We start from the raw sequence: 15,202 nt of genomic DNA on the forward strand, positions 1-15,202 counted from the left end.
ACTCCAGACAATCAGAACAGGTTGCCGGCGTTCATCGCCAGATGCTCGACGATCGGGCCGAGGGCGAGTGCCGGGAAGAAGGTCAGGCCGCCTATGATCAGGATGACGCCGACGACTAGGCCGATGAACAGGCCTCCGGTGGTCGGGAACGTACCCAGGGACGGCGGGATCGACTTCTTGGCGGCGAGCGATCCCGCGATCGCCATGGCCGGGACGATCATGAAGAAACGGCCGACGAACATCGCGCTGGCGAGGGTCAGGTTGTAGAAGAAGGTGTTGCCGGTGAGGCCCGCGAAGGCGGAGCCGTTGTTGCCGGCCGCCGAAGTGTAGGCGTAGAGCACTTCGGTGAAGCCGTGCGGTCCGGCATTGGCCATGGAGGCGACCGCCGCCGGGTAGACCACAGCGACGGCGGTCCAGCCGAGGATCATCAGCGGCAGAACCAGGATGGCCAGCATCGCCATCTTGACTTCGCGCGCCTCGATCTTCTTGCCGACATATTCCGGGGTGCGCCCGACCATCAGGCCTGCGACGAAGATCGCGAGGATGACGAACAGCAGCATGCCGTACATGCCGGCGCCGACGCCGCCGACGATGATCTCGCCGAGCTCGATGTTGATCAGCGGGATCATGCCGCCGAGCGCGGTGAAGCTGTCATGCATGGCGTTGACGGCGCCGCACGAGGCAGCGGTGGTGATCACTGCGAACAGCGAGGACGCGACGATGCCGAAGCGGACCTCCTTGCCCTCCATGTTGCCGCCGGTCAGGCCCAGCGCCTGCAGCGTCGAGGTTCCGTTCGCCTCCGCCCAATAGGTGACGGCGACGCCGGCCAGAAACAGCACGCCCATCACGGACAGGATCGCCCAGCCCTGGCGCTGATTTCCGACCATGCGGCCGAACACGTTGGTGAGCGCGGCGCCGAGCGTGAAGATCGACAGCATCTGCACGAAATTCGACAGCGCAGTGGGATTTTCGAAGGGATGCGCGGCGTTGGCGTTGAAGAATCCGCCGCCATTGGTGCCCAGCATCTTGATCGCGACCTGGGAGGCGACCGGGCCGACCGCGATGGTCTGCTTGGCGCCTTCGAGCGTGGTCGCCTCGACATAGTCCCCGAGCGTCTGCGGCATGCCTTGCCAGACCAGGAACAGCGTATAGACGACGCAAATCGGCAGCAGCACGTAGAGCGTGCAGCGCGTGACGTCGACCCAGAAATTGCCGACGGTGCGCACCGAGGCGCGCGAGAAACCTCGGATCAGTGCCATCGCCAGAGCGATGCCGGTTGCGGCTGACAGGAAGTTCTGGTGCGTCAGGCCGACCATCTGGGTCAGATAGGACAGCGTGCTTTCGCCGCCGTAGTTCTGCCAATTGGTGTTGGTGATGAACGACATTGCCGTGTTGAAGGAGAGATCTTCCGCAACCGCGCCCTGCCCGACCGGATTGAACGGCAGCGCGGCCTGGAGCCGCATCACGCCGTAGATGACGAGGAAGCCGCCGACGTGGAACAGCAGCACGGCGATTGTGTAGGTCAGCCAGTGCTGCTCGCGCCTCTCGTCGACGCCGGAGATCCGATAGATGCCGGCCTCGATGGGGCGCAGCAGCGGCGACAGGAAGGTCCGTTCGCCGCCAAACACCCGCGTCATGTACCAGCCGAGCGGCTTGGTCAGCGCAACGATGACGACGCAGAACAGAATGATCTGGAACCAACCGATCATAGTCATGGAATTAACCCTTCAGGCTTGGTGCCCGGCGCAAGAGCGGCAGAAGCACCGTCAGCAAGCAGGCGACGAGCACGGCGTCGGCCAGCAGCAATTCGACAAGCAGCAGCACCGGTCAGAACCGCTCGGGCCGCAGCAGCGCGTAGGTGAGATACATCAGCAGGCCGAACGAGACGGCACCGGCGAGCGCATAATCGAAGATCATGGTCCGCTCCGTCACAGCCGTTCGCAGGCGTAAGTGTAGCCGATCGCAAGCGCGAAGAAGCCGAAGCCCAGCGCCAGCATCAGAATGTCCATCATGGGATAGCTCCTCGTTGCGTCCCTTAAGTCCGACGCAACTTTCTCTCGATGACCCGCCCGTGAGGAAGTGGAACGCATTTCCACGGATAACAGCCGGGACTATTGACCGTGCTGAAGTGCCAGCGCCGGCATAGGTTTTCGAGACGATGGCCGCGGCGATGTTATAGGAATCTCATAAAGGCTCGCGGCGATGCTCGCGAGGCAACCACGTTGTCGTCCCTGATCGGCGCGCGCCGAGGCGCGCTTGTCCGGGACGACAGCGGCTGATGACGCACCCCTCACTTTCCTCCACCCCAACACTTATGAAATCCCTATATCTCTCGTCCGATCCTCCTCTCGTTTTCAAATGCCTTTGAGGCCATCCTGGCGATGCCGGCCGACTGACCGACGCCGTCTCCAGGAGGCCTGACATGACCGCCATTCTTCGACGCCTCGACCCGCCTTCCCTCAGACAGCAGCTTCGCGCAGCCCCGGGGATGACACGCCCGTTGATGTTCGACGTCATCGACAAGGCTTGCCGACGCGTCCACTCGCTCGGCCAGAGCGAACGCACCTCACGCCTCATGCGCCTGATCGATGCCGAAGGCTGGGCCGACGCGGCGCTGGCCCTGCTGGAGCTCGAACTGCCGATGTGGCAGGTCCGGCGCATCGCCTATGACGAGGGCGAGTGGCATTGTGCGCTGTCGCGCCAGCGCGAACTGCCGGAGTGGCTGGATGCCGCGGTCGAAGCGCACCACGCCGACCTCGCGCTGGCTCTGCTGTCGGCCCTCGTCGAGGTCCGAGCATTGGCAGTAGACGCGACGCGGCCGAGCGTGCCTTCCGTTCGCCCCCTGCCGGATCCGCTTTACGAGCCGCTCGCCTGCGACAATTTCGGCTAGGGCCACCTGAAAGGATTCCAGAAATGCCGACGTTGACACATGGCTTTGAACAATTGCTGCGCTGGACCGAACGCGAGCCACGCCTATCGAAGCCGCGCAGGGCCCAGCTCAAGCGCCTCGCGCTGCATGGGCTGACCGTGCTCTCGATGGGCAGCGTGCTCACGGCCCTGATCGCGCTGAGAGCCGCCATCTATCTCTGGCATCTCCACGCCTAAAGGGGACTGGCCCGCATGCCGCTCTTCAAGGGAAATCTCGAGCAGGTGGTCACCGTGACCATCCTGACCATGACGCTGGGCCTGATCTGGGGCGCGATCCTGACGCTCGTGATCACGCTGGTGGCGCGCGGGCTGGGCGCCTAGCTCCTCGCTTCCCTCTCGATCAGCCGCGCCAATTCCGCCGCCGCGACCTCGATCGGCCGGCCGCTGCGCTCGACGCGGGCCTGGATCAGGGCGCCCTGGAGCGCCGACCTGCAGAGCACGGCAAGCGATGCGCGCAGCGATCGACCGTGAATTGACCAGGGCTGCCTACGCCGCAAGCAACCGCGCCCGCAGCGCAGTGGCGATGCCCGGTTGAGGCCACCTGCCCCCTCCGAAAAGCCCCGCCGATCTGGCGCAATTCTGGGGAAACGTGTAGAGCGGTTTCATGAGCACAGGCAAAGTCAACGTCGTCGTCCACCCCCTGGTCCAGCACAAGCTCTCCCTGATGCGGGAGAAGGACCGCTCGACCAAGAGCTTTCGCGAGATCCTGAACGAGATCGGGATGCTGCTCGCTTACGAGGTGACGCGCGATTTGCCGCTGGAGCTGGTCGAGATCGAGACGCCGATCGCGCCGATGCAGGCGCCCAAGATCGCCGGCAAGAAGCTCACGCTGGCGCCGATCCTGCGCGCCGGCGTCGGCTTCCTCGACGGCATGCTGGCGCTGATGCCCTCGGCGCGCATCGCCCATATCGGGCTCTACCGCGACCCCGACACATTGCAAGCCGTGGAATATTACTTCAAGGCGCCGCAGGACCTGTCCGACCGCACCGTGATCCTGATGGACCCGATGCTGGCGACCGGCAACTCGGCCTGTGCCGGCGCCTCCCTGCTCAAGGCCCGCGGCGCCCGCGACATCCGCTTCGTCTGCCTTCTGGCGGCGCCTGAGGGCATCGCGCAATTCCAGACCGAGCATCCCGACGTGCCGATCTGGACCGCCGCGATCGACGAGCGGCTCAACGACCACGGCTACATCGTGCCGGGCCTGGGCGATGCCGGCGACCGGATGTTCGGCACCAAGTAGACAGGTCTGCACGATCGGGTTACTCCGCTAGCCATGAGTGCCAACGCGTTTTCCCTGCAATCGCTGCTCCGGACAGAGGCCGCCGCCGATCCCGCCTTCGTATTCGACGGCACGCCGGTCTCGCGCGCGGAATTCGAGAGAAAGATCGAGCAGACCGCCGCCTGGCTCGCGGCGCAAGGCATCGGCCAGGGCGACGTGGTCGCGGTCTGGCTGGTCAACCGGATCGAATGGATCGCCCTGCTGTTCGCCGCCGCCCGATGTGGTGCGATCGTCGCCGCCGTCAATACGCGCTACCGCAGTGCCGAAGTCGCGCATCTGCTTCGTTTGTCCGGCGCCAGGCTGATGGTGGCCGAGGCCGCATTCCGCTCGATCGATTTTGCCGCGATCCTCGACGGCATCGCCAAGCACGAAGTCCCCGCACTGCAACGGCTCGCGGTGGTCGGCGCGGATGCGATCCCGGCGCACTGGCCCTGCGTGCGCTTCGACGCCTTCGACAGGTTCTATCCTCCCGCCCCGCCGGCCCAGGACGACATCGACCTGCCGGTGCTGCTCTACACGACCTCGGGCACCACCAAGGGGCCGAAGCTCGTGGCGCATTCGCAGCGGACGCTGACCACGCACGCCACCTCCGTCGCCCGAGCGCTGCAACTTGATCCGGATCGTCATTCGCTGCTGGCCATGCTGCCGTTCTGCGGCACCTTTGGCATGACGAGCCTGCTTGGCTTCGTCGCGGCGGGTGCGACCGTTCATGTGCTCGACGCCTTCGAGGCGGCACCGGCGCTGAATATCCTCAGCGAGCACAGGATCACGCACGCCTTCGGCTCCGACGAGATGTTCCGACGCATTCTCGCCCTCACCGATGCGCCGCGCCCGTTCCCGCATCTGGAAGTCTGCGGCTTCGCCGCGTTCCAGCCCGGCTGGCGCGAGCTGGCCGCGGAAGCCGAGGCGCGCGGCCTGCCGCTGTTCGGCCTCTATGGGTCGAGCGAGGTCCAAGCCCTGTTCGCGATCGCGCAGCCTGCCGATGCCTTCGCCGATCGTATCGAGGGCGGCGGCTGGCCGATGTCACCTGACGCAAGAGTGCGCGTCCGCGACACCGAGACCGGCGAGCTTGCAGCCAGTGCCGTCTCCGGCGAGATCGAGATCAGCGCGCCGTCACGCTTCCTCGGGTATTTCCACAACCCGGATGCAACGCGCGATGCGATCACTGCGGACGGGTTCTTCCGCACCGGCGATATCGGCCGGCTGCGCGGCGACGGTTCCTTCGTCTACGAGACCCGCGCGGGCGATGCCATGCGGCTCGGCGGTTTCCTCGTCGCGCCCGGCGAGATCGAGGACGAGCTCAAATCCTATGCCGGCGTAGCCGACGCCCAGGTGGTTGCGGTCGACCTGAACGGCCAGACGCGCTGCGTGGCGTTCGTGATTCCGGCAAGGGAGCCGCCGATGCAGGAGACGCTGATCGCGCATCTGCGCGAGCGGCTCGCCGGCTACAAGGTCCCGGCACGAATCTATCTCGTGGACGCCTTTCCCGTCACCGACAGCGCCAACGGCGTGAAGATCCAGCGCGCAAGGCTGCGCGCGATGGCGACGGAGCGGATCGCCGCCGAAATAGCCTGATCTATTTCAGGTAGCTCGCGAGATTGATGCTCAGGATCTTGGCGAGGGCCGAGTAGGACGCGGTGAGCTGCGCCTGGTAAGTCGAGAGCTGTGCCGTGATGGCGGCGACGTCGACGCCGGTGAGGTCATTCGACAGCGTTTCGGCATAGCTCTTGTAGTCGGTCTGGCGGGCGCTCGCCGTCTCGATCGAGGATGCCGCGTTCGAGAGCCTCGCCTGCACCGCCGCGGTGTCGTCGAGTGCCGTGCCGGCAAGATCGAGCGCGCTGGAAATGTCCGAGGACGACAGCGTGGTGCTGTTCGCGACGAACTTCAATACGCGCATCACCTCCTCGAACGCCGAATTGTCGGCGGTGACGCCGTACGATACCGTCTCGTCCGAGGCAACGCGGACGGAGGCGATCTCGTCGTCTCCCTTGTAGTAGCTGGTGTCGGCCGCGGTGGTGGATCCCACGCCGGACGAGAAGCTGGTCAGATCGACCGGCGCCGTATCGGTCTTGCCGCCGGCAAAGACGTACCGGCCGTCATATTGCGTGTTCATCAGCGAGCCCATCTCCTGCAGCATCTGCTGGGCGGTGGTGATCACCGAATTGGTCTCGGTCGAGCCGCCGGTCGAGGCCGCGCTGAGCTGGGACCGGAGCTGCGTGAGAATGTCGGTCATCGAGCCGATGGCCGAATACATCACCTGGATCTTGCTGTCGGCGAGCGTCGCGGCATCGACATAGGACTGCGCGCGCGTGACCGAGACCTGCAAGTTGACGACATGCTGCGCGTCCGAGCCGTAACCGCCGAAATCGGTCGCGATCACGCCCGTCGATTCCTGGATCTGCTTGTTGGCCATGACCGACTCCACGCGCATCGCGTCGGCGATCATCCTGTTCGACTGCGCGAAGGTGGCGACCCGCATCGCGACCATGAGCGTGCCTCCGGCCGTTACGACTGAACGGCGGACAACAGCGCCGAATACATGGTGTTGATGGCCTGGATCAGCGCGGACGCCGCCGTGTACTTGTTCTGAAGCGTGCTGAGCTTGGCGGATTCCTCGTCGAGGTTGACGCCGGATTGCGAGGACAACGAACTGGCATAGGTCGACTGCGCGGTTTCCTTCGCCGTGTAGGTGGCAGACGCATGCGACGCCTTGCTGGCCACGTCCGACACGATGGTCGAGGCATAGTCGGCCAGGGAGCCGGTGGTGGCCGCAAGGCCGCCGGTGGATGCGAAGGTCCGAGACCCCGTCAGCGCATCGTAGAAAGCGTTGACCACTGCGGCCGAGCCGGACGACAGCACGCTGCTGCCAACGGCCAGGGTCGACGAGGAATCCAGCGTCGCGAGCTGGATCTCGTTCGTCCCGGACAGGATCTTGGCGTTGACCGCGATATCCGCCGCGCTCGTTCCGGTCACGAGATCATTGAGACCGAAATAGTCCGAAAACCCTTCGCCCAAAGCTCCGACCGAGCTCGTCATCTCGTTGATGGCGACACCATTGCCCGAGCCGGTCGCCGCGATCGAGAGATGGCCATCTGCGTCGACCGATGCCGACAATCCGGAAATGCCGTTGATGGCGGTGACGAGATCGCCGACCGTGGAATAGGACGACAGGTCGAGATCGCCGTATGAGACCAGATTGCCGCTCTGGTCAGTGACGGCGATGCGCACCGTTCCGGTGGCGGACAGCGCCGTGCCGCTGCTGACGCTGGTCGTCCCGGTGAGGCTCGTCGGCGCCGGCACCGCGGACGCGCTGTTCGAGACGCTGTTCATCACTGATGCGAGCTGCTGGGCCAGCTGGTCGAGCTGGGACTGCGCGTCCGGCAGCGTCTCGTCGCGGAGCGTAATGAGCGCACCGATGTCTCCGCCCGATATCTGCGAGGTGATGTCGACGCCGTTCACTGTGATCGCGCTGAAGCCGCCGCTCGACGAGGAACCGGCAGTGTACGTCGTCGACGCCGTCACATTGGAAGCGGCCGTATAGCTGATCGTATGCGCGGAGCTGTCGACCAGCGCCTGGCCGGACTTGGTGTAGATCTGGATATCGCCGTTCGATGCGGTGAAGTAGTTGATGTTCATCTTCGAGGCGAGGTCCTGCAGCGCGGTGTTGCGCTGGTCCTCGAGGTCCGCGGTCGACTGGCCCGCCGCCGCCGTCTGCTTGATCTGGGCGTTCAGATCCGAGATCTGCTGCAGGTCGGTATTGACGTCGTCGACCGCGGACGAGATGTCTTGGTCGGCGTCGGCGCGCAGCTTCTGGATGCCGCTCGACGTCTCCCGCAATTGGCTTGCGACATCGTCGAGTGCGCTGACGACGTTGGACTGCAGCGAGGCGCTGCTCGGCGAGCTCGCCAGCGACGACACCGCCGATTCGAGCGAGGCGATATTGTTGGCGAGCGAGGTGCCGGTTGACGAACTGTCACTGCTGCTGGTCGAGCCATAGAGGTTTCCGAGCGAAGTCAGGTAGGTATTCGTGGTATCGGCCGATCCGAGCTCTGAGGTCGCGGCGATCAGCGATTTCAGCAGCAGCTTGTCGACGGTCGAGGTGATGCCCGTCACCGTGACGCCGGTGCCGACGCCGTTGGTCACGCTGCTCGACTGGTTCGCGGTCTTCGCGGTATAGCCCCTCGTGTCGGCATTCGAGATGTTCGACGACGTCACGCTGATCTGCACGGACGTGGCCGATAGCCCGCTGAAGGCGATGGATCGCGCGATATCGAGTGACACGGCTGGCTCCTCGGCTCGTCAGGCGCTGCGGCTGGTGCCGCTGGAAACCGCGCGAGCGGCAAGCCGGCCGGAGGCGCCATAGGGCGACACCGCCGCGATCTGCTCGCGGATCGCCTGCATGACGGCCTCGATCCGGCGGTTGCTGGCCTCGATCGCTGCCCGCAGGCGCAGCAGGTTCTCGTCCATCGCGGCGCGCAGATTCAGAATCCGCTCCAGCAGCTGTTCGCGCAGGATCCGGTCCCTGACGTTCAGGCTCGTGTTGCCCGCCGCGCATTCGGCCACCGTGCGCTCGAACATCTCCGCCAGGCGGTTCTTTTCGTCGACCTGTTTCAGGCGCGAGGCGGGCAGGCCCTTGGCGAGCTCTGCATTCTCCGCCGCGACCAGCGCGGTCAGCGTATCGATCAGCGTGATCAGCGACTCGATCCGCGCATCGCTCGTCCCGGTGACTTGGCTCTTGGCCGGATTCTTGGCCTGATTCTTGGCTTTGCTCTTGGTCTGGGCTGCGGTCATCGTCATCGCCTTCTAATTATGCGGTTTGCCGCGGCCGGCCTGTGAGCTGCGCAAATAGGCGCCGATCGCGGTCGTCCTGGCGGTTGCCTGCTTCATCTGCCCTTCGATCTCCGCGCATTCGCGCAGGAGGCCGCGGCGGACCATCTCGAAATCGTCGATTAGCGCGAGCAGCTGCTTGCGGTCGCTACTCCCAACCGTTGCGGCTCGCGCCACCAACCGCCGCAACCGGCGCAGCAACGCTTCTCCGGCAGCGCTCGCGCTTTCACCGTGCATCGATCACCTCATGGCCGAGATCAGGGTGTCGTACATCTTGTTGACGGTGGAGATGACCTGGGACGCTGCGGAATAGGCCTGCTGCGCCGAGATCATGCTCGAGAACTGGCTGGAGGTGTCGGTGGTCGAGGACTCCAGCTCGCTGCCGTAGATCGTGCCCGCGCCATTCTCGCCGGAGGCCTGTAACGCAGCGTTGCCTGACGTCACTGTCGCCGAATAAATGCCGTTGCTGGACGGGGCCAGCCCGTTGGGATCGGCGAAGGTCGCGACCGCGATCTTGTAGATCGCGATCGTCTGGCCGTTGGAATAGGTGGCGTCGACGACGCCGTTCTTGCCGATCGAGATGCTGGACAGCTTGCCATAGGATAGACCGTCCGAATCGATGCTGGTGACGTTGACCGACGGTGTGGTCTCACCAGAGGCGTATTGGGTCAGGCCGTCGGTCCCTCCGACGGTGCCGAGATCGAGTGTGATCGCGCTGTCGGCGGCGCCGTCGGTCCAGCCGGTCACGGCAACGGTCGCGGGATCCGGGCTCGTGCTGGCGAGCGATCCGTCGCTGTTGAAGGTGATGTCGATCGTGCCCGAAGCCGTGCCGGTCGCAGTCGTCGTGTCCGAGGCCGACGTCGGATTGGCGAAACTGGCACTCCAGGTGTTGGTGCCGGTCTTGCTCCAGGTGATCTGCATCGTGTTCGCGGCACCGAGCGAATCGTAGACCGTCATCGAGCTGGTATAGGTATCGCCGGTCGCGGCATCCGACGGCAGGTTCGCCGCGATCGTGGTCTTGGTGGTGGCGCTGCCGCTGGTCGAGGCGACCTGAGTGTTGATCGCTTCGAGATTGCTCGCCGATTCACTGCCGACGACGTTGCCGTCCGCGTCGGTACGCCAGCCCTCGAGGTAGTAACCGTTGTTCTCGATATAGCCGGCATTGTTGATCGTGAAGGCGCCGTTGCGGCTATAGGCGACGGTGCCGCCCGACGTGGCGTCGGTCACCACGAAGAAGCCCGAGCCCTGGATCGCGACATCGGTGGCGTTGGAGGTTGCCGCGAGCAGACCCTGCTGGGTGATGTTGGCGCGGCCCGAAACTGTGACGCCGCCCGAGGCGTAAGATGTCGTGTTGCTGGAGGCCGTCACCAGCGCGTCGAACATCCCCGAGGTCGTCTTGTAGCCGGTCGTATCGGAGTTGGCGATGTTGTCGCTAATCATCGACAAGGACTGGCTCTGGGCGCTCAGCGCCGAGATCGCCGAGGACAATGCACCGGTGAGACTCATGATGAAACTCCAAGGAAATCGGGACGAGAGATCAGGACGTGACGCCGAGGATGTTGGCGGCGCTGACGGAGACGCCGTTCACCGTCAGCGAGGGCGTGGAGGTCGAGGTGTCGATGCCGGTCACCGTGCCGGTGACGGTCGTGTAATTGAGGACCGAGTTGCCAGCGGAATCGGTCGCGGTCACCGAGATGGTGTACTGGCCGCCATCCGAGAGCTGGTTGCCGCTGGAGTCCTTGCCGTCCCAGGTGAAGCTGTTGGAGCCGGAATTTCCGGTGCCGGTGCCGGTGTAGACAACGTTGCCGGAGGAATCCGAGATGCTGACCGAGACGTTCGAGGCGGCCGATGACAGCGAGTAGCCGAAGGTCGCCGAGCCGTTGCTCAAGGTTGACGTATCGGTCTTCGCCTCGACAGTGTGGCCGATATAGTTCACCGAGTTGAGCGTCACGAGGCTCGAGAACGAACCCGCGAGCGAAGTGAGACTGGAGTTGATTGACTGCTGGGAGGTGAAATTGGCGTAGGAGGTGAGCTGATTGACGAGGTCGGTCGTCGAAGTCGCATTCAGCGGATCCTGGTTCTGAAGCTCGTTGACCAGCAGGTTCAGGAAGTCGCTGGACGTCAGTGTCGACGAGGACGACGTGCTCGACGATGACGTCATCGTCGCAGTCGTCGCGGAACTCGTGGCGGAAACGGTCATCAGAAACTCCGGCTTCCCTGCGCTGCCGGCGACTTGATGTTGGTCGGCGCGCTTGAAATCTGTGTGCTGATGAAACGGCTGGACGCGCGGATTCAGGCGGCGATTCGCGCGCGCGAGAACGGCTTTCGACACGGCAAAATCTGCCGCGTGCACCTACGACAAGAGCAATGATGTGAAGCTGGTTTGAAGCCGCGGCGGCAGTGCACTCCCCTCGCCCCGCAAGCGCAGGGCAATCGCACATGGCGCTCAGCGCGACATGAGCGCGCGCCTCGTCCTCCGAGACGACCGCTTCGCGGTCTCATCAGGATGAGGCTCAGCAGCATTAGTCCTCGCTGATACTGGCGCCGCGCACCCGGTCCCCATCCTGAGGGCCCGCCAACGGCGGGCGTCTCGAAGGAAGGCCACAGGCGAGATCGCTCCCATGTGCGATTGCCCCGCCGCAAGCGGGGCGAGGCGAAGGAACGATCTCGGTAGGAGCCGTCAGCTCTCGGCCGTCTCGCCTTCCGTGCGGGGCTCGGCGGCCTCGCCCTTCATTTTGGCGGCAGCGGCGACGATGCGGTCGGCAAGGCCCGCGGGTGCGCGGACCGGCGGCGATGCGAGCGCACGGCGCAAGGTGCGCGCCTCGTCCAGCACAGCCTGCGCGGCGGGCGAGCATGCCAGCAGCTCTTCGGCGGGCGCACGCCGATCGTCGGGCCAGAGCGAGAGATCCTCGCCCAGCCGGTCGATCAGTTCCTCAAACTCGGTGACGTCCATCGTCTGCCGGTCCCGCCTTGGTCCGGCCCGTCATAAAGCATTGCGCGTGCGTCGGAAACCGGTTTCGGACCGGCTTTGGCGCCAAAAGGGCCCGGACCACTACGGAAACCAACGAAACGGACGGAAGACGTCGTCGGCCGCCCTCCCCGCATCGGAGAGAAACCACCGCCTCAGCCCCTGCGCGCCGAATCGGCCCGCGCAGCCATCCCGCCACGCGCCGTCGTGTCGACGAATTCCCAGGCCTCCCGAAGCTCGGCGAGCCCTGCGATGATACGCCCGAAACTCGCACGCGCATGCGGGCGGCCGAACGCCTTGAGGCTTGCCAGGATCATCGCGTTGTAGGTCTGGAACACCTGTTCCGCCACCGCGCCGCCCTTGGCGAAGTCGAGATTGTGGCTCAGCCCGCGCAGGATTGCGGTCGCCCTCATCAGGTGTTCGTGCCCTTCCTCGAAGCGGCGCGCTTCCTGCGCGGCCAGCGACTTATGGAGAAAGGTGATCGCTCCGCCGAGCAGCATCGAAATCGCCTTGAGTGGCGGCACGCTCGTTGCCGCGCCCCGATAGGCCTGGTTGGCCATGTACGCCATCTGTTTATGCATCATCGATCACTCTGTCTCACACGATCAATTGCTCGAGGAGCTGTTCAGCAGTGCCTTGAGGTAGGTCAGCGTGCTGTTGGCGCTCTCGATCGCCGCTTGGTACTTTGCATATTGGGTCTGGAGCTGCGACTGCAGCGTCGCGGCCGCACTGTTGATGTCGTCGACCTTCTGCTGAAGATCGTCATCGCGCGTCGTCAGATTGGTGATCAGCGTCTGCAGCACGCCGGTCGAGGACGAGTAATCCTTCGCGATCTGGTAGAGCTGCGTCGCAATGCCCGAGGTCGATGTCACGGTGATCGATTGGGAGGTCGACCCGCTGTAGGTGAAGGCCATGCCGGCGTAGATCGAACCGGCGGCGCCGATGATCGTGGTACCGCTGACCGTAAACAGCGTCGAATCGCCGCCGACCGATGCCGAGGCGAGGTTGCCGTCGGAATCGACCGTCAGATCCAGGGTGAAGGATTGCGGCGACGTCCCCGTGTTGACGACGCTGAGCTGACTCGACGAGGTCGTCGTCTGTGCCGACAACAGCTTGGTCACGCCGCTCAGATTCGTGCTCAGGATGTCCGACAGTGTCGAGGTGTCGAGCTCCAGCTCGTTGCTCTCGTTGAACGACAGACCGAGATCGGCCATGGTCATGCCGCCGACCGTGCTGTTCAGGGCATTCTGGAGCGCATCCATGATGTTGCGCATCGTTCCGTCGCCAAACAAGACCGCGCTCGAATCCGCCGTGCCGTCGGTTGCGGTCGCCTGCTGGGCGACGACCTCGTCGCGAAAGGCGTTGTAATTGGTGACGAACGTCTCCAGAGCCGATTGGATCTGGCTGGTATCGGTCTCGATGCTGATGTTCAGCGACGTTCCGTCCGGCGTCGCCTGGAGCAGGCTGAAGGTGACCCCGGTCAGCACGTCGGTGACGTCGTTGGTATCGCGGGTCATCGAGATGCCGTCGAGCGTAAATTCGGCCGACTGCGCCTCCTGGATGACGTCGGAGAAGCTTCCCGAGCTGTCGGTCACACCCAGTTGGTTCATGATGTCGTCGCCGGACGTGCTGGAATAGCTGATATCGGCCGCATCCTCGGTGCTGGTCAACACCATCTGGTACGAGGTGCTGGACACCTGCACGATGGAGGCCTGGACATTGGTCGTCGAGGTCTGGGCGTTGATGGCATCGACGACGTCCTGGAGCGACATCGTGCTGGTGACGGTGATGTCGGACGTAGTACCGCCCTCCAGACCAATGGAAAACGAGCCGGAATAGCCGAGCTCGTCGGTCTGACTCGATTGCGAAGTGCCGGCAACCTTCTGCGCGGCGGCGAGCTGGCTGATCGTCAGCGTGTGGTCGCCGGTCGCAGCGCCGCTCTTGATCGTCATGGAGAGCGCCGAGGAGGCGCTGACATGCCCGGTCGAGCTGATGCTCGCGGCACGCGTGGCAAACGCGCTGGTGGACAACGAGTTGACCACTGCGGTCGACAGCGACGCCAACCCCGAATACAGCGTCTTCAGATCGCTCTGGAGCGTCTGATAGGCCGAGATCTTGGCCTCGTTGTTCGTGATCGTGGTCGAGATCGTATCCGCCTGCGCGGTCTTCGCGTCGACGGCTGACTGGATCAGCGCCGACCAGTCGATGCTGCTCGAATTGGTGGTCCCGCTCGTGGTGACGGACACACCCGAACTTGTGCTGCTGGTGCTCGAACTGACGGAAGCCACTTTGCGTATCGGTCCCTGGTAAGAAGCGGGCCGGCATCACGCCGGCCCGCCCGTCTCGTCATCAGCCCAGCAGCTTGAGCAGGTACTGGGGCATCTGGTTCGCCGCGGCCAGCGCCGACACGGCAGCCTGGGTCTTCACTTCCGCGGAGGAGAGCTTGGACTGCTCGGCCGCGATGTCGACGTCCTTGATCGCCGAGTTGGCCGATTGCAGGTTCTCGGTCTGGGTCGAGATCGAGTCCGCGCTGAAGTTGAAGCGGGATTCCTGGGCACCGATGCTGGCGCGGGCGGCGGAGACGGTGTCGATCGCCGTATCAAGCGTAGTCAGCGCCGAGGTCGCGTCCGACAGCGAGCTGACGTCGAGCGAGGACACGCCGAGCGAGGAGGCCGTCAGGCTCGTGAGCGTGATGGTGATGGTATCCGAGCCCGAGGAGCCGACCAGCACCGAGACGCCGGAGGCGAACACGCTGGAGCCGTCGAGCAGGCTCTGGCTGGAGTAACGGGTGCCGGACGCGATCGAATCGATTTCGCTCGTGAGCTGCGTGAATTCCGAGTTGATATAGGCGCGGCTGGAGTCGGTCGTGGTGCCCGACGCCGATTCCGAGGCCAGCGACTTCATGCGGGCGAGAATGTCGGAGATGTTCGAGGCGCCGCCGTCGGCGGTCTGCAGGATCGCGGTGGCCTGCGAGGCGTTGGTCGCGGCCTGCTGCAGCGTGGTGACGTCCGAGGAGATGCGGGTGGAAATCGCAAGACCGGCGGCGTCGTCGGAAGCCGACGTGATGCGCGAACCGCTCGACAGCTTCGAGAGCGAAGAGGTCTCCTGCGATGAGTTGATGTTGAGGTAACGAACCGCGGCATTGGCGGCGGTATTGGTGTTGATTGCGGGCATTGAAAGCTCCTGTGCTGATGGGCATG

The 15,202-nt window shown here is 64.6% G+C and carries 19 protein-coding genes; 6 read left to right on the forward strand and 13 right to left on the reverse strand.

Annotation, left to right across the window (positions count from 1 at the left end; all coding sequences use genetic code 11):
* Nucleotides 1-11: 11 nt before the first annotated feature.
* Together kdpA and XH84_RS25500 are read right to left on the reverse strand one after the other, a co-directional pair.
* On the reverse strand, nucleotides 12-1,715 hold the full coding sequence (gene kdpA / locus XH84_RS25495; protein ID WP_128920159.1) for a potassium-transporting ATPase subunit KdpA: 1,704 nt from the start codon (nucleotides 1,713-1,715) through the stop codon (nucleotides 12-14).
* A 112-nt stretch (nucleotides 1,716-1,827) separates the two neighbouring features.
* The gene (locus tag XH84_RS25500; protein ID WP_091879689.1) at nucleotides 1,828-1,917 is read right to left on the reverse strand and encodes a K(+)-transporting ATPase subunit F; all 90 of its coding nucleotides are present in this window, start codon (nucleotides 1,915-1,917) and stop codon (nucleotides 1,828-1,830) included.
* Between the two features lie 505 nt (nucleotides 1,918-2,422).
* On the opposite strand from XH84_RS25500, the gene XH84_RS25505 reads away from it, so the two are divergent.
* The 3 genes from XH84_RS25505 to XH84_RS41450 are packed head-to-tail and all read left to right on the forward strand — an operon-like array spanning nucleotide 2,423 to nucleotide 3,249.
* Nucleotides 2,423-2,890, forward strand: a complete 468-nt coding sequence (locus XH84_RS25505) for a hypothetical protein (protein WP_128920160.1) — start codon at nucleotides 2,423-2,425, stop codon at nucleotides 2,888-2,890.
* 23 nt (nucleotides 2,891-2,913) lie between these two features.
* The gene (locus XH84_RS25510) at nucleotides 2,914-3,105 is read left to right on the forward strand and encodes a hypothetical protein (protein WP_128920161.1); all 192 of its coding nucleotides are present in this window, start codon (nucleotides 2,914-2,916) and stop codon (nucleotides 3,103-3,105) included.
* Nucleotides 3,106-3,120: 15 nt separating this feature from the next.
* Nucleotides 3,121-3,249 carry a hypothetical protein gene (locus XH84_RS41450; RefSeq protein WP_283810278.1) on the forward strand — a complete coding sequence of 43 codons (129 nt, stop codon included), beginning with the start codon at nucleotides 3,121-3,123 and terminating at the stop codon, nucleotides 3,247-3,249.
* On the opposite strand, the gene XH84_RS25515 is transcribed toward XH84_RS41450, so the two are convergent.
* Nucleotides 3,246-3,425: a hypothetical protein gene (locus XH84_RS25515; protein ID WP_245471847.1), complete on the reverse strand. Its 180-nt coding sequence runs from the start codon at nucleotides 3,423-3,425 to the stop codon at nucleotides 3,246-3,248. The genes XH84_RS41450 and XH84_RS25515 overlap by 4 nt on opposite strands.
* Before the next feature lie 107 nt (nucleotides 3,426-3,532).
* Here XH84_RS25515 and upp point away from each other — a divergent pair, with 107 nt between their 5' ends.
* Both upp and XH84_RS25530 read left to right on the forward strand, forming a co-directional pair.
* Nucleotides 3,533-4,168 (forward strand): uracil phosphoribosyltransferase, encoded by a 636-nt coding sequence (gene upp / locus XH84_RS25525; RefSeq protein ID WP_128920162.1) that lies wholly within the window; start codon nucleotides 3,533-3,535, stop codon nucleotides 4,166-4,168.
* A 33-nt stretch (nucleotides 4,169-4,201) separates the two neighbouring features.
* Nucleotides 4,202-5,782, forward strand: coding sequence for an AMP-binding protein (locus XH84_RS25530; RefSeq protein WP_128920163.1), 1,581 nt, complete (start codon nucleotides 4,202-4,204; stop codon nucleotides 5,780-5,782).
* A 1-nt stretch (nucleotide 5,783) separates the two neighbouring features.
* Here XH84_RS25530 and XH84_RS25535 read toward each other — a convergent pair whose 3' ends face one another.
* Genes XH84_RS25535 through XH84_RS25560 form a run of 6 tightly spaced genes read right to left on the reverse strand, consistent with a single transcriptional unit; the run spans nucleotide 5,784 to nucleotide 11,234 of the window.
* Entirely contained in the window at nucleotides 5,784-6,695 is a 912-nt protein-coding gene (locus XH84_RS25535) for a flagellin (protein ID WP_128920164.1), read from the reverse strand.
* A gap of 17 nt (nucleotides 6,696-6,712) precedes the next feature.
* Complete coding sequence (gene flgK / locus XH84_RS25540; RefSeq protein ID WP_128920165.1) at nucleotides 6,713-8,488, reverse strand: flagellar hook-associated protein FlgK; 1,776 nt, start codon at nucleotides 8,486-8,488, stop codon at nucleotides 6,713-6,715.
* An 18-nt stretch (nucleotides 8,489-8,506) separates the two neighbouring features.
* Nucleotides 8,507-9,004 carry a flagellar protein FlgN gene (locus XH84_RS25545; protein ID WP_128920166.1) on the reverse strand — a complete coding sequence of 166 codons (498 nt, stop codon included), beginning with the start codon at nucleotides 9,002-9,004 and terminating at the stop codon, nucleotides 8,507-8,509.
* A gap of 6 nt (nucleotides 9,005-9,010) precedes the next feature.
* Complete coding sequence (locus tag XH84_RS25550) at nucleotides 9,011-9,271, reverse strand: hypothetical protein (RefSeq protein ID WP_128920167.1); 261 nt, start codon at nucleotides 9,269-9,271, stop codon at nucleotides 9,011-9,013.
* A 3-nt stretch (nucleotides 9,272-9,274) separates the two neighbouring features.
* Nucleotides 9,275-10,540: a flagellar hook protein FlgE gene (gene flgE, locus XH84_RS25555; RefSeq protein WP_128920168.1), complete on the reverse strand. Its 1,266-nt coding sequence runs from the start codon at nucleotides 10,538-10,540 to the stop codon at nucleotides 9,275-9,277.
* A 31-nt stretch (nucleotides 10,541-10,571) separates the two neighbouring features.
* Nucleotides 10,572-11,234, reverse strand: coding sequence for a flagellar hook assembly protein FlgD (locus XH84_RS25560; protein WP_128920169.1), 663 nt, complete (start codon nucleotides 11,232-11,234; stop codon nucleotides 10,572-10,574).
* A gap of 36 nt (nucleotides 11,235-11,270) precedes the next feature.
* Here XH84_RS25560 and XH84_RS41455 point away from each other — a divergent pair, with 36 nt between their 5' ends.
* Nucleotides 11,271-11,405, forward strand: a complete 135-nt coding sequence (locus XH84_RS41455) for a hypothetical protein (RefSeq protein WP_283810280.1) — start codon at nucleotides 11,271-11,273, stop codon at nucleotides 11,403-11,405.
* A gap of 309 nt (nucleotides 11,406-11,714) precedes the next feature.
* Here the strand turns inward: XH84_RS41455 and XH84_RS25565 are convergent, their stop codons facing one another.
* From XH84_RS25565 to XH84_RS25580, 4 genes are all read right to left on the reverse strand, one after another.
* Entirely contained in the window at nucleotides 11,715-11,987 is a 273-nt protein-coding gene (locus XH84_RS25565) for a hypothetical protein (protein WP_128920170.1), read from the reverse strand.
* A 170-nt stretch (nucleotides 11,988-12,157) separates the two neighbouring features.
* The gene (locus XH84_RS25570) at nucleotides 12,158-12,586 is read right to left on the reverse strand and encodes a flagellar export chaperone FliS (RefSeq protein ID WP_128920171.1); all 429 of its coding nucleotides are present in this window, start codon (nucleotides 12,584-12,586) and stop codon (nucleotides 12,158-12,160) included.
* A gap of 21 nt (nucleotides 12,587-12,607) precedes the next feature.
* Nucleotides 12,608-14,290 (reverse strand): flagellar filament capping protein FliD, encoded by a 1,683-nt coding sequence (fliD, locus tag XH84_RS25575; RefSeq protein WP_164936350.1) that lies wholly within the window; start codon nucleotides 14,288-14,290, stop codon nucleotides 12,608-12,610.
* A gap of 61 nt (nucleotides 14,291-14,351) precedes the next feature.
* Nucleotides 14,352-15,176: a flagellin gene (locus XH84_RS25580; RefSeq protein ID WP_128920172.1), complete on the reverse strand. Its 825-nt coding sequence runs from the start codon at nucleotides 15,174-15,176 to the stop codon at nucleotides 14,352-14,354.
* Nucleotides 15,177-15,202: the final 26 nt, after the last annotated feature.

It is taken from the genome of Bradyrhizobium nanningense (assembly GCF_004114535.1).
GTDB classification, from domain to species: domain Bacteria; phylum Pseudomonadota; class Alphaproteobacteria; order Rhizobiales; family Xanthobacteraceae; genus Bradyrhizobium; species Bradyrhizobium nanningense.